This window comes from Micromonospora sp. WMMD708 (genome assembly GCF_049315245.1).
GTDB classification, from domain to species: Bacteria; Actinomycetota; Actinomycetes; order Mycobacteriales; family Micromonosporaceae; genus Micromonospora; species Micromonospora wenchangensis.
Genome location: NZ_CP186060.1, coordinates 1,132,041 through 1,154,835, shown reverse-complemented (window position 1 = coordinate 1,154,835; position 22,795 = coordinate 1,132,041). Strand labels below are relative to the sequence as shown.

At 74.8% G+C, this 22,795-nt stretch carries 18 protein-coding genes; 7 read left to right on the top strand and 11 right to left on the bottom strand.

Annotated elements, in window-relative coordinates; translation table 11 throughout:
- Positions 1-23: 23 nt before the first annotated feature.
- Positions 24-2,585 (top strand): trehalose-phosphatase, encoded by a 2,562-nt coding sequence (gene otsB / locus ACN260_RS05310; RefSeq protein WP_422756626.1) that lies wholly within the window; start codon positions 24-26, stop codon positions 2,583-2,585.
- A 169-nt stretch (positions 2,586-2,754) separates the two neighbouring features.
- Here the strand turns inward: otsB and cobA are convergent, their stop codons facing one another.
- The 3 genes from cobA to cobC are packed head-to-tail and all read right to left on the bottom strand — an operon-like array spanning position 2,755 to position 6,373.
- Entirely contained in the window at positions 2,755-4,074 is a 1,320-nt protein-coding gene (gene cobA / locus ACN260_RS05305) for a uroporphyrinogen-III C-methyltransferase (protein ID WP_422754953.1), read from the bottom strand.
- Positions 4,071-5,240: a nicotinate-nucleotide--dimethylbenzimidazole phosphoribosyltransferase gene (locus tag ACN260_RS05300; protein ID WP_422756625.1), complete on the bottom strand. Its 1,170-nt coding sequence runs from the start codon at positions 5,238-5,240 to the stop codon at positions 4,071-4,073. The genes cobA and ACN260_RS05300 overlap by 4 nt, the downstream gene beginning before the upstream one ends.
- The gene (gene cobC / locus ACN260_RS05295) at positions 5,240-6,373 is read right to left on the bottom strand and encodes an Rv2231c family pyridoxal phosphate-dependent protein CobC (RefSeq protein WP_422754952.1); all 1,134 of its coding nucleotides are present in this window, start codon (positions 6,371-6,373) and stop codon (positions 5,240-5,242) included. Before cobC ends, ACN260_RS05300 begins: the two co-directional genes overlap by 1 nt.
- Positions 6,374-6,540: 167 nt before the next feature.
- On the opposite strand from cobC, the gene ACN260_RS05290 reads away from it, so the two are divergent.
- Positions 6,541-8,676, top strand: a complete 2,136-nt coding sequence (locus tag ACN260_RS05290) for a transglycosylase domain-containing protein (RefSeq protein WP_422754951.1) — start codon at positions 6,541-6,543, stop codon at positions 8,674-8,676.
- Between the two features lie 40 nt (positions 8,677-8,716).
- Here the strand turns inward: ACN260_RS05290 and ACN260_RS05285 are convergent, their stop codons facing one another.
- A complete protein-coding gene (locus ACN260_RS05285; protein WP_422754950.1) occupies positions 8,717-10,093 on the bottom strand; it encodes a cobyrinate a,c-diamide synthase in 1,377 nt (458 codons plus the stop codon).
- A 180-nt stretch (positions 10,094-10,273) separates the two neighbouring features.
- Here ACN260_RS05285 and ACN260_RS05280 point away from each other — a divergent pair, with 180 nt between their 5' ends.
- On the top strand, positions 10,274-11,089 hold the full coding sequence (locus tag ACN260_RS05280) for an SURF1 family protein (RefSeq protein WP_422754949.1): 816 nt from the start codon (positions 10,274-10,276) through the stop codon (positions 11,087-11,089).
- Positions 11,090-11,629: 540 nt separating this feature from the next.
- Entirely contained in the window at positions 11,630-12,463 is an 834-nt protein-coding gene (locus tag ACN260_RS05275) for a hypothetical protein (protein WP_422754948.1), read from the top strand.
- 22 nt (positions 12,464-12,485) lie between these two features.
- Here the strand turns inward: ACN260_RS05275 and ACN260_RS05270 are convergent, their stop codons facing one another.
- The 4 genes from ACN260_RS05270 to ACN260_RS05255 form a co-directional block, all read right to left on the bottom strand.
- The gene (locus ACN260_RS05270) at positions 12,486-14,069 is read right to left on the bottom strand and encodes an ATP-dependent DNA ligase (RefSeq protein ID WP_422754947.1); all 1,584 of its coding nucleotides are present in this window, start codon (positions 14,067-14,069) and stop codon (positions 12,486-12,488) included.
- Between the two features lie 104 nt (positions 14,070-14,173).
- Positions 14,174-14,380, bottom strand: coding sequence for a hypothetical protein (locus tag ACN260_RS05265; RefSeq protein ID WP_088646578.1), 207 nt, complete (start codon positions 14,378-14,380; stop codon positions 14,174-14,176).
- 77 nt (positions 14,381-14,457) lie between these two features.
- Entirely contained in the window at positions 14,458-15,810 is a 1,353-nt protein-coding gene (locus tag ACN260_RS05260) for a dipeptidase (protein WP_422756624.1), read from the bottom strand.
- Positions 15,811-15,846: 36 nt separating this feature from the next.
- Positions 15,847-16,557: a uridine kinase family protein gene (locus ACN260_RS05255; protein WP_422754946.1), complete on the bottom strand. Its 711-nt coding sequence runs from the start codon at positions 16,555-16,557 to the stop codon at positions 15,847-15,849.
- A gap of 112 nt (positions 16,558-16,669) precedes the next feature.
- Between ACN260_RS05255 and ACN260_RS05250 the strand changes: the two genes are divergently transcribed.
- Positions 16,670-17,071 (top strand): rhodanese-like domain-containing protein, encoded by a 402-nt coding sequence (locus tag ACN260_RS05250; RefSeq protein WP_422756623.1) that lies wholly within the window; start codon positions 16,670-16,672, stop codon positions 17,069-17,071.
- A gap of 139 nt (positions 17,072-17,210) precedes the next feature.
- On the opposite strand, the gene ACN260_RS05245 is transcribed toward ACN260_RS05250, so the two are convergent.
- The 3 genes from ACN260_RS05245 to ACN260_RS05235 all read right to left on the bottom strand — a co-directional run bounded on the left by ACN260_RS05245 (position 17,211) and on the right by ACN260_RS05235 (position 20,724).
- On the bottom strand, positions 17,211-18,755 hold the full coding sequence (locus ACN260_RS05245; protein ID WP_422754945.1) for a cobyric acid synthase: 1,545 nt from the start codon (positions 18,753-18,755) through the stop codon (positions 17,211-17,213).
- Positions 18,752-19,747, bottom strand: coding sequence for a cobalamin biosynthesis protein (locus tag ACN260_RS05240; RefSeq protein WP_422754944.1), 996 nt, complete (start codon positions 19,745-19,747; stop codon positions 18,752-18,754). The genes ACN260_RS05245 and ACN260_RS05240 overlap by 4 nt, the downstream gene beginning before the upstream one ends.
- Positions 19,748-19,905: 158 nt before the next feature.
- On the bottom strand, positions 19,906-20,724 hold the full coding sequence (locus ACN260_RS05235; protein WP_422754943.1) for a single-stranded DNA-binding protein: 819 nt from the start codon (positions 20,722-20,724) through the stop codon (positions 19,906-19,908).
- Positions 20,725-21,121: 397 nt separating this feature from the next.
- On the opposite strand from ACN260_RS05235, the gene ACN260_RS05230 reads away from it, so the two are divergent.
- A complete protein-coding gene (locus ACN260_RS05230; protein WP_422754942.1) occupies positions 21,122-21,544 on the top strand; it encodes an HPF/RaiA family ribosome-associated protein in 423 nt (140 codons plus the stop codon).
- Between the two features lie 136 nt (positions 21,545-21,680).
- On the top strand, positions 21,681-22,766 hold the full coding sequence (locus ACN260_RS05225; RefSeq protein WP_422754941.1) for an alpha/beta hydrolase: 1,086 nt from the start codon (positions 21,681-21,683) through the stop codon (positions 22,764-22,766).
- Positions 22,767-22,795: the final 29 nt, after the last annotated feature.

Below are 22,795 nucleotides of genomic sequence, written 5' to 3'. Positions count from 1 at the left end.
TCATCACCCCCGCCGCCGGGACGATGGACCCGGAACTGCTCGCCGCGATCGGACGCATCGCCCGCGTACCACAGCTCCTGGTCGCCTGCGACTACGACGGCACCCTCGCGCCGATCGTGGAGGACCCGAGCAAGGCCGTGCCGCTGCCCGAGTCGGTCGCCGCCGTCCGGGCGCTGGCCTCGCTGCCGCAGACCACCGTCGCGGTGGTCTCCGGACGGGCGCTGCGCGACCTGGCCGCGCTGTCCCGGCTGCCCAACGAGATCCACCTCGTCGGCAGCCACGGCTCCGAGTTCGACATCGGCTTCGTCGAGCGGCTCTCCCCCGAGCTGGTCGCCGTGCGCACCCGGCTGCGCGACGCGCTGCGCGAGATCGCCCAGGCCCACCCGGGGGTACGGCTGGAACGCAAGCCGGCCAGCGTCGCGGTGCACACCCGCGGGGTCGACCCGCAGGTCGCCGCCGCCGCCGTCGAGGCCGTCCGCAACGGCCCCGCGACCTGGGACGACGTCACCGTCACCCAGGGCAAGGAGGTCATCGAGCTGTCGGTGGTCGCCACCCACAAGGGCACCGCGGTCGACCAGCTCCGCACCCAGCTCTCGGCCAGCGCGGTGCTGTTCATCGGCGACGACGTCACCGACGAGAACGCCTTCGGCACCCTGCGCGGCCCCGACCTGGGCATCAAGATCGGCCCCGGGGACACCCAGGCGCACTACCGGGTGGCCGAGCCGGTCGAGGCGGCCCGCGCGCTCGGCCTGCTGCTGGAGACCCGCCGGCACTGGCTGTTCGGCGAGCGGGCGGTGCCGATCGAACGGCACTCGATGCTGGCCAACGGCCGTACCGTCGCGCTGCTCACGCCCGAGGCCAAGGTGAGCTGGCTCTGCCACCCCAAGCCCGACTCGGCGGCGATCTTCGCCGACCTGGTCGGCGGCAGCCCGGCCGGGCACTTCACGGTCGGGCCGGAGCGCGGCGGCATCCCGCTGGGCCAGCGCTACCGCAACGGCACGATGACCGTGGAGACCCGCTGGTCGGGGCTCACCGTCACCGACTGGCTGGACCTGCCGGCCCGGGAGACCACCCCGGACGGCCCGGCCGTCGTCACCGGTGACTCCACCCTGGTCCGGGTGCTCACCGGCTCCGGGCGGGCCCGGGTCGAGTTCGCCCCGCGCCCCGAGTTCGGGCAGGTCGCCACCCAGCTCCAGCCGATGGACGACGGCCTGCTGGTGCTCGGCTCCAACGAGCCCGTCGCGCTCTACTCCCCCGGGGTCAGCTGGCAGGTCCGCAACGACGGCGGGTACGAGACCGCGCACGCCGTGGTCGACCTGTCCGCCACCGGCGGCCAGGTGGTGCTGGAGTTGCGCTTCGGCACGCACAGCCTGGAGCACCACTCGGTCGGCATCCACGAGCGGCAGGCCAGGGCCGAGCAGCCCTGGAAGGACTGGGTGGCCTCGCTGCGGCTGCCCGCCACCGCCCGGGACCTGGTCGCCCGCAGCGCGCTCACCCTGCGTGGGCTCTGCCACGAGGCGACCGGCTCGATCCTGGCGGCGGCGACCACCTCGCTGCCGGAGGAGCTGGGCGGCGTCCGCAACTGGGACTACCGGTACTGCTGGCTGCGGGACGCGGCGATGACCGCGCGGGCCCTGGTCGACCTCGGCTCGATCGAGGAGGCCGAGGCGCTGCTGCGCTGGGTGGACGGCTGCATCGAGCGCACCGGCGGGCACCCCGAGCGGCTGCACCCGCTCTACACGGTCGACGGCTACGAGCTGGGTGCCGAGGCGGTCATCGACACCCTGCCCGGATACGCCGGCTCCCGGCCGGTCCGGGTCGGTAACCTCGCCAACCACCAGCTCCAACTGGACGTCTTCGGCCCGATCGCCGACCTGATCGCGGCCGTCGCCGACGCCCGGGGTTCGGTCCGCGACGACGAGTGGCGGGTGCTGGACAACATGGTCGAGGCGGTCCGCCGCCGCTGGCACGAGCCCGACCACGGCATCTGGGAGGCCCGCCTCCCGCCCCGGCACCACATCTTCTCCAAGGTGATGTGCTGGATGACCGTCGACCGGGCCCTGCACGTGGTGCGCCAGCACGGTGGCGAGGACCGGCCGGAGTGGGTCGAGCTGCGCGACCGGATCGGCGCCAACGTGCTGGAGAACGGCTGGCACGAGGAGGTCGAGGCGTACAGCGTCGCGTACGGCGACGAGGACATGGACGCCTCCTCGCTCTGGATCGGGCTGTCCGGCCTGCTCCCGGGCGACGACCCGCGCTTCCTCTCCACCGTGCTCAAGATCGAGGCTGATCTGCGCAGCGGCCCGGTCGTCTACCGCTACCACTGGGACGACGGGCTGCCGGGCCGGGAGGGTGGCTTCCACATCTGCACGGCGTGGCTGATCGAGGCGTACCTGCGCACCGGTCGGCGTACCGACGCCGAGGAGCTGTTCGCCCAGATGGTCGACACGGCCGGCCCGACCGGGCTGCTCCCCGAGCAGTACGACCCGCTGGCCGAGCGCGGGCTGGGCAACCACCCGCAGGCGTACAGCCACCTCGGCCTGATCCGCTGCGCCCTGCTGCTGGACAACATGCTCAAGCAGTAGCGCCAGCCACACCCGCCGCCACCTCGACCCGCCCGGGCCGAGGTGGCGGCATCCCTCGCAAGATCGACCCCAGTTGGGCCGATGTAGCGGCATCCCGTGTCCCGGATGCCGCTACATCGGCCCACAAGGGGTGGATCAAGACGCGGGTCCGGCCGGCCGGCCCGACAGGTCAGGGCGTCAGGGCGTCGACCACGTCGCCGATCACCACGATGGCCGGAGGGCGCAGCCCCGCCGCGACCACGTCGGCCGCCACCGCGCCGAGCGTCGACCGCAGGCTGCGCTGACCGCCCGTGGTGCCCTCCTGGATCACCGCGACCGGGGTGGCCGCGTCCCGGCCGTGCCGGGTCAGGGTGTCGGCGATGGCGGCCAGGTTCTTGAGCCCCATCAGCACCACCAGGGTGCCCCGCAGGCCGGCGAGGGCCTCCCAGCGCACCAGGGAGACCGGCGAGTCCGGGGCGACGTGCCCGGAGACCACCGTGAACTCGTGCGCCACCGCCCGGTGGGTGACCGGGACACCGGCCGCCGCCGGCACGGCCACGGCGCTGGTCACCCCGGGCACCACGGTCACCGGTACGCCGGCCGCCGCGCAGGCCAGCAACTCCTCCCCGCCACGCCCGAAGACGTACGGGTCGCCACCCTTGAGGCGTACCACGACCTTGCCGGCGAGCGCCCGGTCGACCAGGATCCGGTTGATCTCCTCCTGGGCGCGGGACGGCCCGTAGGGGATCTTCGCGGCGTCGACCAGCTCGACGTCGGGGCGCAACTCGTCCAGGAGCAACCCGGGCACCAGCCGGTCGGCGACCACCACCTCCGCCTCGGTGAGCAGCCGCCACCCCTTGACGGTGATCAGCTCCGGGTCGCCCGGTCCCGCGCCGACCAGCGACACCCGGCCGACCGGGCCACCCGGTCGGGTCGCGGCGTCGCCGGACCCGGCCGGCATCGGCTCCGGCGGGCCGGCGAGGGGCGCGTCCGCCACCGGTTCGCCCGGGTCGACTTCGCCTGAGTCGACTTCCCCGGGGTCGACGAGGGGGCCCGTCCGGGCGGCGAGCAGCTCCCGGACGGCATCCCGGACACCCATCGCCCGGTGCGGGTCCCCCCCACCCAGCACGGCCACGGTCACCGGCCCGTGCCGGGTCACCGCCGGGGTCCACGCGGTGGCCGCCGTCCGGTCGTCGGCCCGGACGCAGAAGATCCGCCGTTCGGCGGCGACGGCGCTGACCGAGGCGGCGGCGAGCGGATCGTCCACCGCGACCTGGACCAGCCACGCCCCGTCGAGGTCGTCGGGGGTGAACCGGCGGGGTCGCCAGTGCAGCCGCCCGGCGTCGACGTGCGCCTGTAGCGCGGGAGTGACCTCGGGGGCGACGAGCAGCACGTCGGCCCCGGCGTCCAGCAGGGCGGGCACCCGGCGGCTGGCCACGGCACCGCCGCCCACCACGACCACCCGCCGCCCGGCGAGCCGCAGTCCGAGAGGGTAGGGGCTGGTGCTCACTTCTCGGAGACCCCCGCCGCGTCGAAGGTGGCCACCTCGTGCAGCACCCGGACCGCGCCGACGACCACCGGCAGGGCCAGCAGCGCCCCGGTGCCCTCGCCGAGGCGCAGGCCGAGGTCGACGAGCGGGTCGAGGCCGAGGTGCCGCAGCGCCACGGTGGCGCCCGGCTCGGCGGAGCGGTGCCCGGCGACCATCGCACCGACCGCGTCGGGGGCGAGGGCGGCGGCGGCCAGCGCGGCGCTGACCGCGATCACCCCGTCGAGCAGCACCGGCACCCGGCGGGCCGCCGCGCCGAGGATCAGGCCGGCCAGCGCCGCGTGCTCCAGGCCCCCGACGGCGGCCAGCACCCCCACCGGATCGGCCGGGTCGGGCCGGTGCCGCTGAAGCGCCGTGCGCACCACGTCGACCTTGTGCCGGTACGTCCCGTCGTCCACCCCGGTGCCCCGGCCGGTCGCCGCCTCCGCATCGACCCCGGTGAACGCGGCGACCAGCGCGGCGGCCGGCGTGGTGTTGGCGATCCCCATGTCGCCGGTGAGCAGCACGCCCGCCCCGGCGTCGATCAGCTCGCCGACGACCCGGATGCCGGTCTCGACCGCCGCCCGCGCCTCGTCCCGGGTGAGTGCGGCGGTGACCGTCATGTCCCGGGTGCCGCGCCGCACGTTCGCGTCGAGCAGGCGCGGCGGTGCCGGGCTGGTGCCGGTCGGCGTGGGCACGGCGTCGCTGGACACGGCGTCGCCGGACGTGGCGTCGGCGGACACGGCCTCGGCGGGCAGGGCGTCGGCGGACACAGCCTCGGCGGGCGGGAACGGCAGCGGCGTGGCCACGCCGATGTCGACCACGGTGACCGAGGCGCCGGCCTGCCGGGCGAACGCGTTGACCACCGCCCCGCCGGCCAGGAAGTTCCCGATCATCTGGGCGGTGACCTCCTGCGGCCACGGGGTGACCCGCTGGGCGTGCACGCCGTGGTCACCGGCGAAGATCGCCACCGCCGCCGGTTCGGGCAGCGGCGGCGGGCAGACCCCGGCCAGGCCGGCCAGGCGTACGGACAGCTCCTCCAGCGCGCCGAGCGAGCCGGCCGGCTTGGTCAGCCGGGCCTGGAGGTCCCGGGCGGCCGTCATCGCCACCGGATCGGGCGGGCCGATCTCCGCGATCGTCGTCTCCAGCATCATGCCTCCAGGATCTCCGCCAGTACCTCGATGAACGCGTCCGTGGTGGCCGGGTCGCGGACGGCGATCCGCAGCCAGTCCGGCCCGAGCCCGGGGAAGGTGTCGCCACGTCGTACGGCCCAGCCCCGGTCGCGCAACGTCCGGCGTACCCGGTCGGCGCCGGGCCAGTGGACCAGGACGAAGGCGCTGGCCGGGCGGCCCGCGACGCGTACCCCGGGCAGGGCCGACAGGCGGCGCACCAGGTGGTCGCGGTCGCCGGCGAGCCGGGCGGCGATGGCGCGTTCGGCGGCGACGCCGGTCGGTGACGCGACGGCGGTGGCGGCGGCCAGCGCCGGGGTGGACACGGCCCACAGCGGTTGGGCGGCGGCCAGCCGCTCCAGCAGGGCTGCCTCGCCGAGCAGGTAGCCGATCCGCAGCCCGGCCAGTCCCCAGGTCTTGGTGAGGCTGCGCACCACCACCAGGCCGGGCAGGTCCCGGCGGGCGGCGAGCGACTCGGGTTCGCCGTCGACGCCGTCGATGCGTGTGGTGTCGGCGAACGCCTCGTCGACGACGAGCACCCGGCCGGGCCGGGCCAGGGCGGCCAGGTCGGCGGCGGGGTGCAGCACCGAGGTCGGGTTGGTCGGGTTGCCGATCATGACCAGGTCGGCGTCGGCCGGCACCCGCGCGGGGTCGAGCCGGAAGTCGTCGTCCGGATCGAGCAGGAGCCGTTCGACCCGGTGGCCGGCGGCCCGCAGCGCGGCCTCCGGTTCGGTGAACTGCGGGTGCACCACCACCGGGCGGCGTACCCCGACCAGGGCGCGGGCGAGCAGCACGAAGCCCTCGGCGGCACCGGCGGTGAGCAGCACCTCCGCCTCCGGGCGGCCGTGCCGGGCGGCGACGGCGGCGCGGGCCGGCCGGGGGTCGGGGTAGCCCGCCAGGTCGGCGAGGGCGGCGGTGAGCGGGTCGGCCAGCCAGTCCGGCATCGGGTCGCGACGGACGTTGACGGCCAGGTCGACCAGGCCGGGGGTGGCCTCGGCGTCCCCGTGGTGGGCGAGATCCGGTTCGGCGTCGACGGTCGCCCCGGGTGCGGTCGCCGGCCCGGCGGCGGCTCCCGGGCCGGTCGACGGCTCGACGCCGGTCAGTTGCCCATGCATGTCCGCGATCCTGCCGGGAAGCCGGCGCAGGGGACAGCCGATCCCGGGGTGGTCCACATCACGGCACACCGGACGCTTCACCCACGGCCGTCGGTCCCGGTCGGCGAACGCCCGGGCGTTCATGAATTCTTCTCATGGACGAATCGGAAATGTCATAACTTGACCACGTGAGCAATCGACCCCTTGCTGCTGCCGCCGGTCGTTCCGTTCCGCTACTCCGTGCCGGGCTGATCGCCGGCATCGTGCTCGCCGCCGTGGCGTACCCACTGGCCGCCGTGACCGGCCTGGGCGCCAAGGCCACCGCGCACGCCGTGGAGCACAAGACGAACATCCTGCGCACCGCCATGCCCGCCGAGACGTCCTACCTCTACGCGCCAGACGGCAAGACGATCCTGACGATGTTCTACGAGGAGTACCGGCAGTACACCAAGTTGTCGGACATGTCGCCGAACATCCAGCAGGCCATCGTCGCCGCCGAAGACAACCGCTTCTACCAGCACCGGGGCGTCGACCCGAAGGGCGTCGCCCGCGCCTTCGTGGCCAACACCCGCTCCAGCGGCGTCTCCCAGGGCGCCTCCACCCTGACCATGCAGTACGTCCGGATGGCGCTGCGGGACAGCGCGCAGACGCCGCAGGAGGTCCAGGAGGCGATCCAGCAGACCAGCCTGCGCAAGGTCAAGGAGATGCGGATGGCGCTGGACATCGAGAAGGAGCTGACCAAGGACCAGATCCTGGAGCGCTACCTCAACTCGGCGTACTTCGGCCACCGGGCGTACGGCATCTACGCCGCATCGCAGATCTTCTTCTCCAAGACCCCGGCCACCCTCACCCCGGTCGAGGCGGCCACCCTCGCCGGCCTGGTCAAGTCCCCCTCCGAGTACGACCCGCTCAGCTCGGACCAGAAGGAGGCCACCGGCCGGCGCAACTACGTGCTCGACAAGATGACCCAGCTCGGCTACCTGTCCCCGGACGCCGCGGCGGTGGCCAAGAGCGAACCGATCCGGACCCGGCCCACCACCCCCGCCAACGACTGCGCCGCGATCTCCAGCGCGTACAACGCCTGGGGCTTCGCCTGCGACTACGTGAAGAACTGGTGGAGCGCGCAGCCCGCGTTCGGGGAGAACCGGCTGGAACGGATGGACAAGCTGCGCCGGGGCGGCTACCGGATCGTGCTGAGCCTCGACCCGAAGGTCCAGGCCGCCGCCGAGAAGAACGTCGGCGCGAAGGACCGGGTCGACAGTCCCTTCGCCAACGGGATCGTGGTCGCCGAACCGGGCACCGGACGGATCAAGGCGATGGCGGTGAACCGCACCTACTCCCTCGACGTCGGCGAGAACGGCCCCAGCTCGAACCCCGAGGCCGATCCGAAGACCAAGGCGAACTACCCGAACACGGTCGCCCCGCTGCTCGGCGGCGGCACCCTCCCGGGTTACCAGGCGGGCTCGACGTTCAAGATGTTCCCGATGCTGGCCGCCCTGGACGCCGGGATGCCGCTGTCCACCGCGTTCGACTCGCCGTACCGGTACAGGTCCGCCGTCTACGACGGGTGGGCCCCGTCCAACGCCAGCGGGGCGATGACCGGCCGGCAGACCATGTGGTCCGGGTTCGGCAAGTCGGTGAACACCTACTTCGTCCAGTTGGAGGAGAAGATCGGCGCGGACCGGGGGGTGCACCTCGCGGAGCAGTTGGGCCTGCGCTGGCGTACCGACGTCGACAAGGAGCAGGCGTCACCCGCGAAGGCGAAGAAGTGGGGCGCGTTCACCCTGGGCGTCTCCGACGCCACCCCGCTGGAGATGGCCAACGCGTACGCCGCGATCGCCGCCGACGGGCGGTACTGCGAGGCGATGCCGGTCAACTCGATCACCAACCGGGACGGGACCCCGGCCACGTACAAGACCGCCGGTGGCATCGAACGGGAGGTCGCCAAGCCCCGCTGCCGGCAGGTGGTCAACGCCGACGCGGCCCGCGCCGCCACCGACGCCGCCCGCTGCCCCACCGGCGACACCCCGGCCAAGGGAAGCTGCGGCGGCTGGTCGACGGCGGACAGCGTGCGCCGCACGGTGGGCCGCCCGGTCGCCGGCAAGACCGGTACCACGGACAGCACCCGGTCGGCCTGGTTCGTCGGCTACACCCCGGAACTGGCGGCGGCGAGCTTCATCGCCGACCCGGACAACCCGTTCAACGCCGTCGGTGACGGGCAGTCCCAGGTGCCGGTCAACGCGGTCGCCCAGACCCTGCGCGACGGCCTCAAGGGAACACCGACCCGCCAGTTCATCCCACCGTCGGACGCCATCGTCGGCTGAGACGGGGCCGGTGGGGCGCCGGGCCGGTCACCGGGGCCGGTCAGGCCGGCGCGGCGACGCCCTCGACCGGCGAGGGCAGCGCCGCCGCCGTCACCAACCGGGTCGCGATCTCGGGGTACGCCGCCCAGTGCAGGCCGAGCTGGGAGGCGTGCACACCCCGCCAGACGAAGCCCTCGGGCGTGCCGCCCTCCCAACCCCAGGCGGCCCGCTGCCCGGCCCGGGGGGTGAGCACCGCCCCGTGCTGCTTGTAGCCCACCACCGTCGCACCGGTACGGGCGACCGTGCTGTCGGACAGTGCGGTCGCCTCCCGGTAGCCGACCACCAGGCCGTCCCGGCTCACGCCGATCGCGTCCAGCACCCCGCACATCGGCAGCCCGTCCAGCTCCCGGGCCAGCCACAGCAGGCCGGTGCCCTCGGCGATCACCGGACGGCCGGTGCGGGCCAGCTCGGCCACCGCGATGCACAGCCGCCGGTTGGCCGACAGGTCCCGCGCGTACGACTCGGGCAGCGCTCCCCCGACGACCAGCGCGCGGGTGCCGGCGGGCAGCGCCTCGTCGCGCAGCGGATCGACGGTGACCACCTGGGCCCCGGCAGCCCGCAGCAGCTCGGCTGTCTCCGGGTGGCTGTAACTGCCGCCGGGCCCACCGGCGAGCGCCACCACCGGCGCGTCCGCCACCGGGGAGTCGGACACCGGCGACCAGGCCGGGACGGACAGCGCCGGGGCGGAACGGGCCAACCCGAGCAGACGTTCCAGGTCGACCGTCCCGGCGACCGCCTCGCCGAGCCGGCGTACCGCCCGGGACGCCTCGGCGTCGCGGCCGAGGACCGGCGCCACGCCGTGCCGTCGGGCGGGCAGCACCGGAGGGAGTTCGTGCCGGCGCAGCGCGCCGTAGACGGGCATCCCAACGTCGTCGAGGGCCTCCCGGAGCATCGCCTCGTGCCGGCCGGAGGCGACCTGGGTGAGGATCACCCCACCCAACCAGAGCTGCTCGTCGTACGAACGGAAGCCGTGCACCAGGGCGGCCACCGACTGACCCATCGCCGCCACGTCGATCACCAGCACGACGGGGCTGCGCAGCGCGGTCGCCACGGCGGCCGTGGATTCCGCCTCGGGGCGGCCCGCGACCGAGTCGTACAGCCCCATGGTGCCCTGGACCAGGGCCAACGCGGCACCCTGCGCGCCGTACGCGAAGAGGGGCCCGAGCCGGTCGCCGCCGATCAGCCGGGGGTCGAGGGTACGGCCGGGGCGGCCGGCGGCCAGGCCGAGGTAGGCGGCGTCGACGTGGTCCGGGCCGACCTTGAAACCGGCGACGTCGAGCCCCCGGTCGGCGAGCGCGGCGAGCAGACCGACGGACAGCGCGTTGGTGCCGTGACCGGAGGACGGCGCGCTGAACACGAGGCGCGGCACGGCGGTCATCATCGACTCCTCGGTGGCGACGGGCGGTGGCTCGCGGACGGCCGGGAGGCACCGGCGGCGATCCGCAGGCGTGACCATACCCGCCCCCGGCGACAGGTGGAGACAGCCGATCCGACGCCCTACGGGCCGGTGCCGGGCCGTCGCGCAGGGTGGCGTCGGTCATACGGGTAGCCTCGTGCTGTGTACCGGTTCCTGCTGACCCCACGCTGGCTGGGCATCCTGGCGCTGACCCTGGTCGCCGCCGCCGTCATGGTGCTGCTCGGCAACTGGCAGCTGGACCGTTACCGGGAACGAACCGCCGTCAACGAGCGGATCGATGCCGGTACCGCCGGCACCCCCGCGCCGCTGCGGTCGACGCTGCCGGCCCCCACCGGCGGCGCGGGCACCGTCGGCGCGGCCCCCGCCCCGCAGGCCGAGTGGAGCCGGGTCACCGCCACCGGCCGGTACGACGCCACGAACGTCATCCTGGTCCGGGGCCGGACGGTCGAGAGCCGGGTCGGTTTCGAGGTGCTCGTCCCGCTGGTGCTCGACGACGGCACGGCCGTGCTGGTCGACCGGGGCTGGGTCCCCCCGGCGCCCGGCGGCGCGCTGGCCATGCCCGAGGTGCCGGCGCTGCCGACCGGTCAGGTGACCGTCGTCGGCCGGGTGCACCCCACCGAGAGCGGCGGCAACGGTGTGGACCGCCGCGACGGCCGGTTGGAGACCCGTCGGGTGACCGTGGGCAAGCTGGCCCGGGAACTGCCGTACCCGCTGCACGGGGCGTACCTGCTGCTCGACGAGCAGACCCCGGCGAACGACCCGGCATTCCGGACGGTGCCGATCGGGCACACGAACAACTGGCAGAACTTCGGCTACGTCGTCCAGTGGTGGTTGTTCGCCGCGATGACGCTCTTCGGCTACGGCTGGGTGGCCCGAAGGGAGGCCCGACGGGCCGCCGGCCTGGACGGGCCGAAGCCTCCCGTGGACCGGGCCGCCGAACCGGCAGCCTCCGGCTGACCGCCCAGCTGCCCGTCCACGCCGCCCGGTCCCGCCGGACTGCCCGGTCCTGACTGACTGCCCGGTCCCGCCGGACTGCCCGGGGCCGGCTGACCGGTCGCTCCCGCACCGCCCGGTGCCCCTGCCGGCCGGTCGGGCGGTGCGGACCCGGTCGGGTGCCCGCCGGACAGACGATGCGACTCCCGGCCGACGCGCGCCGCCCCCGCCGCCGGCCGACCCGGCACCAGCCGGGCGGCGTCCCACCATGGGTGCGCGTCCTTTCGAGCTGATGACGTCACGACATCAACCGGTCGGGTGCCGCAGCCGCGCGATTCGGGCCACCGCTCCCGGGCGGCCGCTCCCGGGCGGTCGTGACTCGTTCTCGTCGTCACCTCGACAGGACCCACGAGAGTCACCCGCCCGCCCGGGCGACCGGCTGGCGGTGACCGCACCGGGCCCTCGGCGGGCCGCCGTGACCCCGGCTCGGAACCACGCCGGGACGCGGGCCGACGACCGACGCTGTATGGTCCGCAGGATGTCCAACGCGCGTGAGGTGTCGCGGTGACCTCCGACCCCGCCCCGTCGTACCCGTCCGGTCCGCCCACCCCCTCCGGTCCGCCCACGCAGGCGAGTCCCGCCTACGATCCCTGGGCCCCGTCGCCGGACGTGCCACCGGCGCCGACGGCGTTCCCCGCGTCCCCGGCGGCGTTCCCGGCGACCCCGGCGGCGTTCCCCCCGGCCCCGGCGCAGCAGACGCCCCCCACGGCCCCGTTCCCGACCACGCCTCCCCCGGCGGTGCCGGTCGACCCCTCCACCCCGTCGGCGGCCGAGCCGTACCCGGGACCACCGGCACAGTTCTCCGCACCACCCGCGCAGTTCTCCGCACCACCCGCGCAGTTCTCCGCACCACCCGCGCAGTTCTCGACGCCGCCGACGGGGTTCCCGGCACCGACCGGGGTCGACCCGTACGCCGCGCCGGTGGGTCAGCCGGGGCCGTACCCGCCGCAGTTCACCCCGCCGCCTCCGGGGGTGGCGGGTGGTCAGCAGCCGGCGGCGGTGCAGATCGGCGAGATCATGGTGAGTCCGCCCGCCATCCATACCCCGACGGGGGTGCTGCCCCTGGCCGGTGCCACCTGGTACGTCACCGACCACTGGCAGCGGGAGGAGAAGATCGCCAGTTGGGCGATCGTCTGCGCCATCCTCGGCTTCTTCTGCCTCACCATCTTCAGCCTGCTCTTCCTGCTGATCAAGGAGACCCGGTACCACGGCATGGTGCAGGTCACGGTGACCAGCGGCGGCCACCAGTACGTGGCCCGCATCCCGGTGGTCGACCAGGGGCAGGTGCAGCAGATCAACAACCAGGTCAACTACGCCCGTTCGCTGTCCACGGTCTGACCGGCCGTCCCGCCGGGGCGGCTCAGTCGGTGGGTCGCCCGGCGTGCAGCGCCCGGACCGTGTCGATGGTGTCGGCCTCGGCGGCCGACTTGTCGTCGCGGTAGCGCAGCACCCGGGCGAACCGGAGCGCCACCCCGCCCGGGTAGCGGGTGCTGGCGAGCACCCCGTCGAAGGCGATCTCGACCACCTGCTCGGGGCGGACCCGCACCACCCAGTCGCCGCGCTCCACGGCCAGCCCGAGGAAGCGTTCGGTCTGCCAGCGCAGCAGGTCGTCGGTGAGGCCCTTGAAGGTCTTGCCGAGCATGACGAACCCGCCGGTGTGCGGGTCCCGGGCACCGAGGTGGAGGTTGGACAGCCACCCCTCCCGCCGGCCGCTGCCCCACTCGACCGCCAGCACGACCAGGTCGAGGGTGTGCCGGGGCTTGACCTTGACCCAGGCGGTGCCCCGTCGACCGGCGTCGTAGGGCGCGTCCGGCGACTTGATCACCACCCCCTCCTGGCCGGCGTCGATGGCGGCGGCGAACACCGCACCGGCCTGCTCGGCGTCGGCCACCTCGGCCCGGCCGACCAGCAACGACCCGTCGACCACGTCGGCGAGCCGGGCCCACCGCTGCCGGCCCGGCAGCTCGATCAGGTCGTCGCCGTCGAGGTGCAGCAGGTCGAAGAAGTACGGGGTGAGCGCGGTCGCCTCGGCCAGCGGGGCCACGTCGGCCGCGCCGCTGGCGGAGGTGACCCCGGTGCCGGTGGCCCGCCGGGCCGCCCGGCTGGAGGTCTGCGGGAACGGCAGCGGACGACCGGCGGTGTCCAGCCCGATCGCCTCGCCGTCGAGCACCACGTCACGAACCGGCAGGGCACGTACGGCGGCGACCACCCCGGGCAGCCGGGCGGTGATCTCGTCGAGGCTTCGGGTGAAGACCGCGACGTCGTCGCCGCAGCGGTGCACCTGGATGCGGATGCCGTCGAGTTTGACGTCGACCACGGCCGGCACCCCGGTGGCCTGGAGCGCGGCGTCGACCGAGGGGGCGCTCTGGGCCAGCATCGGCGCGAGCGGGCGACCCACCTGGAGCCCGAACCCGGCCAGCGCGGCGGCCCCGCCGGTGCGGGCGGCCAGTGCGACGGCCCGCAGGTCACCGGCGAGCAGCAGAGCGCGGCGGACCGCCGTCACGGGGACCTCGGCGGCCCTGGCGACGGCGTCGGCGAGCAGTCCCGCCTGGGCGCCCTGACGCAGCTCGCCACGGAAGAGTGCGACCAGTAGCCGCTGCTCGTCGGCAGTGGCGGCACCGAGGAGGGCGGCGAGCAGGTGCCGGCGACGGGCCTGGGAGCCCGGCCCGTGCACGGCGGCGATCTCGTCGATCGCCGCGTCGACGGCGGTCACGGTCAGGGTCGGCTCGGCGGCCGGAGGCGGCAGGTCACGCAGACTGGCCCAGCCCACGCCGGTCTGCCGCTGGCGCAGCTCACCGGCGAGGTAGCCGGAGCCGACCGACACCTCGGACAGGTCGAGCGCCCGCAGCGCCTCGGCCAGCAGCTCCACCTTGGCCCGCCGGCCGGTGGTGGCCGCGACGGCCGCGGAGGTGGCTGCCAGGTCGAGGAACCGCACGCACCTCATCCTGCCAGCCACCCCCGACATCGCCCGGGTATTGCCGTACCCGGGCCGTCCCGATCCGGCCGTCCTCCCCAGTGGCACCGGGTGTGGACCCCCGGTGCCACGGCTCAGACCGAGACGGGTTCCTCGATGCGCAGCCCACGGGCGCGGACGCCGTCGGCGACCCGGGACAGCACGCCGTCCAGGGCGACCAGCACGGCCGAGAGCTCGCCGAGCTGTTCCTTGAGCGTGTCCTCGGGCCACGCGGAGACGTCGACGTCCCCCAGAGCGCTCACGGCGGCTTCCAGCCGCGTCATCACGTCGTTCGTACGCATGTTCGAAAGGCTATACCAGGAACCCGTCCGACACGCCGCAAACCGCGACATCGACGCCGCCGTTATGGTTCCGCGACCTAACCGGCCTGTCGCCCCTGCGTGGCCACGTTCGCCAGCAGCAACGCCTCGGCCAGGCAGACCCGGGCGAACTCACCGAGGTGCAGGCTCTCGTTGGGGCCGTGCGCCCGCGCGTGCGGGTCCTCCACCCCGGTCACCAGGATCGCCGCCTGCGGGAACATCTCCTGGAAGGTGGCGATGAACGGGATCGAACCCCCGACGCCGATGTCCACCGGCTCGGTGCCGTCCCAGGCGGCCCGGAAGGCGGCGCGGGCGGCGTCGAACATCGGCCCCGACGCGTCGATGACACACGGGTCGCCGTCGTGCTCCAGGGTCACCGTCACCCGGGCACCCCACGGCGCGTGCCGCTCCAGGTGGGTACGGACCGCGTCGTACGCCCGCTTGGGGTCGTCGCCCGGCGCCAGCCGTACGCTCAGCTTGGCCTTCGCGGCCGGGACCAGCGCGTTGGGCGCCTCGCCGGTGGCCGGGGCGTCGATGCCGAGCACCGCCACCGCCGGTCGGGTCCAGAGCCGCTCGGTGATCCGGCCGGTGCCGATCAACGACACCCCCTCGACCAGTCCGGCCTCGGCCCGGAACCGGTCCTCCGGGTAGTCGACGGCGGCCCCCGCCCGGCCGGTCAGGCCCTCGACGGCCACGTCCCCGGCGTCGTCGTGCAGGGTCGCCAGCAGGCGGACCAGCGCGGTCAACGCGTCCGGCACGGCCCCGCCGAACATGCCGCTGTGCACCGCGTGGTCCAGGGTGCGCAGCTCGACGAACAGGTTGACCACGCCGCGCAGCGAGGTGGTCAGGGCCGGCACGCCCACGTCCCAGTTGGTGGAGTCGGCGATCACGATGACGTCCGAGGCGATCTCGTCGCGGTGCTCGGTGAGCAGCCGCTCCAGCGAGTCGGAGCCGTACTCCTCCTCGCCCTCGATGAACAGCACCACGCCGACCGGGAGCCGGTCGCCGAAGGCGCGCAGGGCGGCGACGTGCGCCATGATGCCGGCCTTGTCGTCGGCCGCGCCGCGCCCGTAGAGGCGGCCGTCCCGCTCGACCGGCTCGAACGGCTCGGACTCCCACAGCGACAGGTCGCCGACGGGCTGCACGTCGTGGTGGGCGTACATGAGCACGGTGGGGGCGCCGGGCGGTGCGGCCCTCGTTCCGATCACGGCGGGCTGACCGCCCGACCGCACGATCCGCACGTCGAGACCGCAGCCGCGCAGCAGCTCGGCGACCGCCTCGGCGGAGCGCTCGACGTGCGAGTGGTCGAACCCCTCGAACGCGATGCCGGGGATGCGGACGAGACGTTCCAGGTCGGCACGGACCCCGGGCAGTTCCCGCTCGACGGCGGCCCGTACCTCGGACTCGGACATGATCGGTGAGGTCATGACCGGCATCGTATGCCGGCATTACCGCGGGCCACCCGGCGAGCCGGAACCCGCGGTCGGGCCGGACCGGCGACCGACCGCGGCCGCCGGCCCGGGAGCACCGGCGGGTGCCGGACGACGGACGTAGTAGTGGTCCCGGTCGTGCGGCAGGGTCGGTGCGCCGTCGACCAGCAGGTCGACCGCGTCGGCGGTCCGGTCGACGGCGAAGTGGGCCTCCTCCCCCGCGTGCCAGCGCCGCAGTTCCGCCAGCAGGTGCGCGCCGTCGCGGTCCAGCGCGCGCCGCAGCCGCACCGGACCCGGCGCGGTGACCTGCACCGACAGCGTCAGCTCCGGACGGATCGCCGCCCGCGCGGCGCTCACCCCCTCCAGCAGCAGCACCGGCGCGACCGGCACCGGCACGTCGCGGGGCAGGAACGCCCGGCGCACCCAGCTGTACCGCCGGTAGGAGCCCGGTCGCCCGTCCCGCAGCGGGGTGAGCACCCGTTCCTCCAGCCGGGTCCAGAAGGTGAACTGGTCGTCCCAGCCGTCGAGCAGGTCGTCGGTGTGCACCACCGGTGGCCGCCCACCGCCGGGCAGGTCGGCCAGGGCGTCCGCGAGGCGCGCGGTGAAGACGCTCTTGCCCGCGCCGCTGGGTCCGTCGACGGCCACCAGTCGGGTACGCCCCAACCGCGCCGGTCCGGCGAGCACCCGGCGGGCCAGCGTCGCGTACGCCTCGACCAGGGCCACCGTCACACCGGTGACGCTAGTGGGTGTCCCCCGTGAGCCTGGTTCCGCCGTCGGGAGTGAGGTTCGTCGGGCGACACGGTGGGTGCGGGGGCATGATCTGGACGTGCTCAATGACGTGATGAGTCCCGGCGTGGACGCCCTGCTGGAACAGGCCCGGGCCGGGCTGCGCCGGTTGAGTCCTCAGCAGACGGTCGAGGCGGTACGGGCGGGTGCGCTGCTGGTCGACACGCGTACCGGGTGGCAACGCCGGGAGCAGGGGGAGTTGCCCGGCGCGATCGTCATCGACCGGACGGTGCTGGAGTGGCGGCTGGACCCGGCCAGCGAGTGGCGCATCCCCGAGGCGACCGGCTACGACCGAGAGATCGTGGTGGCCTGCCGGCACGGTTTCAGCTCCAGTCTGGCGGCGGCGAGCCTGCAGGCGTTGGGCCTGCGCAACGCCACCGACATGACCGGCGGCGTGCAGGCGTGGCTGGAGGCCGGGTTGCCGCTGTCCGACCAGCCCGCCGACGTGCGCCGCTGACGACCGGCGCGACGGACGGCCCGACCCGACGCGGACGGCGGGCGCGCTCAGCGTGGCCGGCCCGGCCCGGTGCGGGCGCGGACCGGTTTCCGGCCGGCGCTGGCGCGGACCGGGTGCCCCGCCGACGCGGACCGGATGGTCAGGTCGTCGGTGGGGCGCCGGGTGGGATGAACGGCAGGTCGGTGGGAGCGCCGCTCTCGATGAGCCGCCACAGCGCGGCGGTGTCGAGGTGCTCCTCGACCAGGTCGCCGAGCAGGTCGAGGGAGCGTTCGCGGGCGGCGGCGAAACTGGTGCCCGGCGCGACGGTGAAGCCGTGCCGACCGGCCGACCGGGCCACCTCGGTCAGGAACCGGCGGCGGAACTCGTCGGACTCGAACGCGCCGTGCCAGTGGGTGCCGTGCACCGCGCCGAGCCGCGCGCCCTCGGGCCGGCCGTCGGCGTGGTGCAGCAGCGGCGGCAGGTCCGCGTCGGCGGTGGAGACGTACCCGTGGTGGATCTCGTAGCCGCGTACCGGGACGGCGGGGGCGGCGGTGCCGACGGCGGGGCGGACGGTCTTGACCGGGTCGAAGGTGATCTCGATGGGGAGCAGGCCCAGGCCTGGGACGCTGCCCCGGCGGCTCTCCACCTCATCGTGGATGGCGGTGGCCAGCATCTGGAAGCCGCCGCAGATGCCCAGCAGCGGCCGGCCGGCGGCGGCGTGCGCGGTGACGGCCTCGGCGAGCCCGGTCTCCCGCAGCCAGGCCAGGTCGGCGACGGTCGACTTGGAGCCGGGCAGGACGACCAGGTCGGCGGCGGCCAGTTCGGCGGGCTCGACGGTGAGCCGGACCCGCACGCCCGGTTCGGTGGCGAGGGCCTCCACGTCGGTGGCGTTGCTGATCCGGGGCAGCCGGACCACGGCCACGTCGAGCCAGTCGGTGCCGTGCGGGGCGGCGGGCCGGCCGAGCACCCGGCCGTAGGCGAGCGAGTCCTCGGCGTCGAGCCACAGGTCGAGGTGCCAGGGCAGCACCCCGTAGGTGGGCCGGCCGGTCACCCGGTGCAGCATGTCGAGCCCGGGGCGGAGCAGCCCGAGGTCACCCCGGAACTTGTTGATCACGAAGCCGGCGATCAGCGCCTGGTCGGCGGGGTCGAGCAGGGCCACCGTGCCGAACATCGAGGCGAACACGCCACCCCGGTCGATGTCGCCGACCACGATCGTGGGGAGACCGGCGTGCCGGGCGAGCCCCATGTTGACGTAGTCGCCGGCCCGCAGGTTGATCTCGGCGGGGCTGCCCGCGCCCTCGCAGATCACCACGTCGTAGGTCGTCCGCAGCTCGGCCAGGGCCGCGTACGCCGTCTCGGCGAGCTTCGGACGCAGGGTGCGGAAGTTGCCGGCGGTGACCGTGTCGACGGCCTCGCCGAGCAGCACCACCTGACTGGCCAGGTCGCTGCCGGGCTTGAGCAGCACCGGGTTGAACCGCAGGTCGGGGACGAGACCGCAGGCGGCGGCCTGCATCGCCTGGGCCCGCCCGATCTCGCCGCCCCGCCCGTCCGGGCCGACCACGACGGCGGAGTTGTTGGACATGTTCTGCGCCTTGAACGGGGCCACGGCGACGCCGGCCCGGTGCAGCCACCGGCAGATGCCGGCGGTGAGCACGCTCTTGCCCGCGTCGGAGGTGGTGCCCGCGACGAGCAGCCCGCCGCTCACCGACCCCGCCCCCCGCCCCACAGCGCGGAACCGGCGGCGGCGACCAGCCGGCCCCCGGTCGTCGGCCAGGCGGCAGCCAGCGCGAGGGCGGCCAGGCCGACCGTGCCGGAGAGCCGGGCGGCCCGCTTGAGGTGCCGCGCCTCGGGGCGTGGGCCGTCGCCGAGGAACGGCCGCACCTCGGACCGCCCGAAGTAGACGTTGCGGCCGCCGAGCCGGACGCCCAGCGCGCCGGCCATGGCCGCCTCGCACTGCCCGGCGTTGGGGCTGGGGTGGTCGTTGCGGTCCCGACGCCAGACCTGCCAGGCCCGCTCCCGGTCGCCGTGCACGGTGGGCGCGGCGGCCACGGTGAGCAGCCCGGTCAGTCGGGCCGGCACCAGGTTGAGCAGGTCGTCGAGCCGGGCGGCCGGGGTGCCGAACCGGGCGTAGCGCGGTGAGCGGTGCCCCACCATCGCGTCGAGGGTGTTGGCCGCCCGGTAGCCGAGCAGGCCGGGCAGCCCGGCGAGGGCGCCCCAGACCAGCGGCGCGACGACGGCGTCGGAGGTGTTCTCGGCCACCGACTCGACGGTGGCGCGGGCCAGCTCGCCCTCGTCGAGCCGGGACGGGTCCCGGCCGCAGAGGTGCCCGAGCCGGTGCCGGGCGGCCGGCAGGTCACCGGCGCGCAGGGCCGTGCCCATCACCGTCGCCTCGTGACGCAGGGTCCGTCCGCCGAGCACCGTCCAGGTGCCGGCGGCCACGGCCAGGGCGCGGGCCACCGGGTGTCGCCGGGTGACCCGGCTGACCGCTGCCCCGAGCAGCACCGGCCCGCCCACCGCGACGGCGGTGAACAACGCTCCCGCCCGGCGGTCGGCGCGGTAGACCCGCCGTTCCAGGGCACCGGCGGCCCGGCCGAAGCCGGCCACCGGATGCCAACGCCGAGGATCGCCGAGCAGGCTGTCCAGCGCATACCCGGCCAGCAGCCCGACCGTGTCCGCCGTCGCTGTGCGTCGCCCCACCCGTCACCACCTCCGGCCGGCCAGCCTAGTCGTACGGCGGGGTGACCACGTCGCCGTCGCCACCCCGCCCCCGTCCGTACGAACCGGCTCCCGTGTCCCTTCCCCGGCACGGGTTCCGGAGCGCGCCCCCACCCGGTGCGGGCACCCGTGGGGCGATCTCAGGCCGGCACCGGTACCCGCCCCCGGCCACGCCGGGCCCGGCCCGCCGGACCGAGCGCCACCTCGCCCGGGGTCGGCACGACAGTGCCCTCCGCACCGGCCGACCCCCCGTCACCGGGATCGTTCTCCCCCTCCGGCCGGTCCCCACCACCCGGACCGCCCTCACCGCCCGGCCGGCCCCCGCCGCCCGACGGCATCGCCGGTTCGGCGTCGGGCAGTGGGACCGGCTCCTCGTCGGGTTCGTCGTCGAACGGGTCGGCCGGCGGGACGTACCCGCTGCCGGACAGCTCGTGGCCGGCGCGCGGGAGACCGAAGCCGGACAGGTCGAAGTCGTCGTCGAGCGGGCGGTCGTCGGGCACGGCGGGGACCTGGTCGGCCGGCACCGGCTCGGTCGGCTCGCCGTGCACCCGCTGGGCCGCCGCCGCGTCCTCCACCGTGCTGGTGGCCATGCTCGGCCGGTTGCGCAGGAAGCGGGACCGGCCCCGGGACAGGTCGTGCCCGACCGCGACCGCCTCCAACTCGTAGAGCACCCGGTGGTTGCCGGCGTCGTCGGTCCAGTCGCGGGTGTAGAGCCGTCCCGCGACCACGACCGGATCGCCGACCATGACCGAGGCGGCCACCCCCTCGGCCAGCTTGCGCCAGCAGTTGACCCGGACGCGCAGACTGTTGCCGTCCACCCACCGGCCGCTGTCCCGGTTGAGGCGGCGGGCGGTCGAGGCCACCTTGAAGTTGGCGACCAGGGTGTTGCTCTGTGCCGTACGACGCCATTCCGGCGCGGTCAGCACGTTGCCGACGATCGTGACGTAGGTATCGAACATCGTCCCCTCCCAGGGGCCTGTGGATGCGGTGGCGAGTCGACTCGGGACCGAGCCTGGCCGGTACGGCACGGCGGGGCGAGGCCCCGACCCCCGTCCTGTGGACAACCGGAGCGCCTGTGGACGACCACCTGATCAAGGTCCCGGTGTGCTAGGCCATCAGGCCCTGGGTGGCCCGACCGGCCGGCGCGAAGATCAGGTGGCAGGGCCGACCCCACCCCTCGGGTCATGACGACACCGCCGAACGTGGCGTCACCCGGAGTGAGGTCGACCCCGGCTGGGTAAAGAGTTGATCACCCAGGCACCACCAGGCACGACGTCCGACGAGAAAGGCAACGCTGATGATTCGGACCCCGTTGCGTACGACCGGCTCCGTCCGCACCGAGCGGGAGGTGCGGCGATGAGCGCGGTGGCGAACCCGGCGACCGTGGCCGAGTGCCTGCGGATGGGCGCGGGCTTCTCCCAGGGCGACCGCAACTGGATCGTCGAGCAGTTCGGCACCCTGGACGCCCGGCTGGCCGCCTTCCACGCCGACGCCACCGAGCTGGAGGTGTCGGTCAAGGACCGGGAAGCGCGTGGGCAGAAGGTCACCCTGGAGTGCTGGATCGCCGGCCGGCAGAAGATCGTCACCACGTCGAGCGAGGAGGACCTGCGGGCCGCCCTCAACGACGCCCGGGACGACCTGCGCCGCAAGCTCAACGACGCCAAGACCAAGCAGGAGCCCCGGCACAACAAGCACATCCGGGAGATGGCCCAGCCCACCCCCGCGCCGGATCTCGACGCCGACGACTCCGCCGGCCGGGTGGACGCCGAAGCCGTCTGACCGACCACCGGGCCGTTCCCCTCCGGAGGGGAACGGCCCGGCGCCGGCACCGCGCGGCCCGCGCCGACGCCGTCCACCACGACCGGCCGACCCAGGGGGCTACCGCCGGGTAGCCTGCGGGCGTAGCGTCGCGGTCGTGGAACAGGACGTGCTGGGGCCGCCGTACGAGCGGCAGACGATCGACCTGGGCACCGACGACGAGGGTCCGGTGGTCGCGACGCTGGTCCGGCGGCGCGCCGAGCGCCCGACCGGCCGGGCGGTGCTCTACGTGCACGGCTTCGTCGACTACTTCTTCCAGACCCACCTGGCCGACTTCTACGCCGAGCGCCGCTGGGACTTCTACGCCCTCGACCTGCGCAAGTACGGCCGCAGCCTGCTACCCCACCAGACCCCGAACTTCTGCCGCGACCTCAGCGACTACTTCCCCGAACTGGACGCCGCCGCGAAGATCATCCGGGACGAGGCCGGGCACGACACGCTGCTCGCCATGGGCCACTCCACCGGTGGCCTGATCATCTCGCTCTGGGCACACGCCCGCCGGGACGCCGCAGCGGTCGACGGGCTCGTCCTGAACAGCCCCTTCTTCGACCTCAACGCCCCCTGGCTGGTCCGTCGACCCCTCGCGGCCGCCGTCTCCCGGCTGGGCCGTCGCGCGCCGCATCGCATCCTCCCCTTCGGCCTGGGCACCGTGTACGGCGAGAGCCTGCACGCCGACCATCGCGGCGAGTGGACGTACGACCTGGCCTGGAAGCCGCTCGCCGGGTTCCCCGTCCGGGCCGGCTGGCTGGCCGCGATCCGTAGCGCCCAGCGGCAACTCCGCGCCGGGCTGGACATTCCCGTCCCCGTGCTGGTGGCCTGCTCGACCCGGAGTTTCCGGGGCACCCGCTGGCACGACTCGGCGGCCCTGGCCGACGCGGTGCTGGACGTGGAGCACATGGTCCGCTGGGCGCCCCGGCTCGGCCGGCACGTGACCGTGGCCCGCTTCGACGGCGGCAAGCACGACCTGGTCCTCTCCGGCCCCGCCGTACGCGAACGGGTCTTCACCGAGGTGGGCCGGTGGGCCGACGCGTTCCTCGGTGCCGGCCCGACCCCGCCCGCCTCGTCCGGGCCGCCCCCTTCCGCCTCCTCCACTCCGGCCCCTCCCGCCTCCTCCGCTCCGACGGCCGGGACCGTGCCCCAGCCCCGCCCACTCCCCATGATCGACTCACCTGAGCCGACATAGCGGCATTCGGCTCCGGGCTCGACCCATCT

Coding starts and splice junctions, on each gene's coding strand:
- otsB (WP_422756626.1), top strand. CDS start 24: ATGGACCCGGAACTGCTCGCCGCGATCGGACGCATCGCCCGCGTACCA.
- ACN260_RS05300 (WP_422756625.1), bottom strand. CDS start 5,240: ATGCTGGAGACGACGATCGCGGAGATCGGCCCGCCCGATCCGGTGGCG.
- cobC (WP_422754952.1), bottom strand. CDS start 6,373: ATGCATGGGCAACTGACCGGCGTCGAGCCGTCGACCGGCCCGGGAGCC.
- ACN260_RS05285 (WP_422754950.1), bottom strand. CDS start 10,093: ATGACCGCCGTGCCGCGCCTCGTGTTCAGCGCGCCGTCCTCCGGTCAC.
- ACN260_RS05270 (WP_422754947.1), bottom strand. CDS start 14,069: ATGAGGTGCGTGCGGTTCCTCGACCTGGCAGCCACCTCCGCGGCCGTC.
- ACN260_RS05265 (WP_088646578.1), bottom strand. CDS start 14,380: ATGCGTACGAACGACGTGATGACGCGGCTGGAAGCCGCCGTGAGCGCT.
- ACN260_RS05260 (WP_422756624.1), bottom strand. CDS start 15,810: ATGTCCGAGTCCGAGGTACGGGCCGCCGTCGAGCGGGAACTGCCCGGG.
- ACN260_RS05250 (WP_422756623.1), top strand. CDS start 16,670: ATGAGTCCCGGCGTGGACGCCCTGCTGGAACAGGCCCGGGCCGGGCTG.
- ACN260_RS05235 (WP_422754943.1), bottom strand. CDS start 20,724: ATGTTCGATACCTACGTCACGATCGTCGGCAACGTGCTGACCGCGCCG.
- ACN260_RS05230 (WP_422754942.1), top strand. CDS start 21,122: ATGAGCGCGGTGGCGAACCCGGCGACCGTGGCCGAGTGCCTGCGGATG.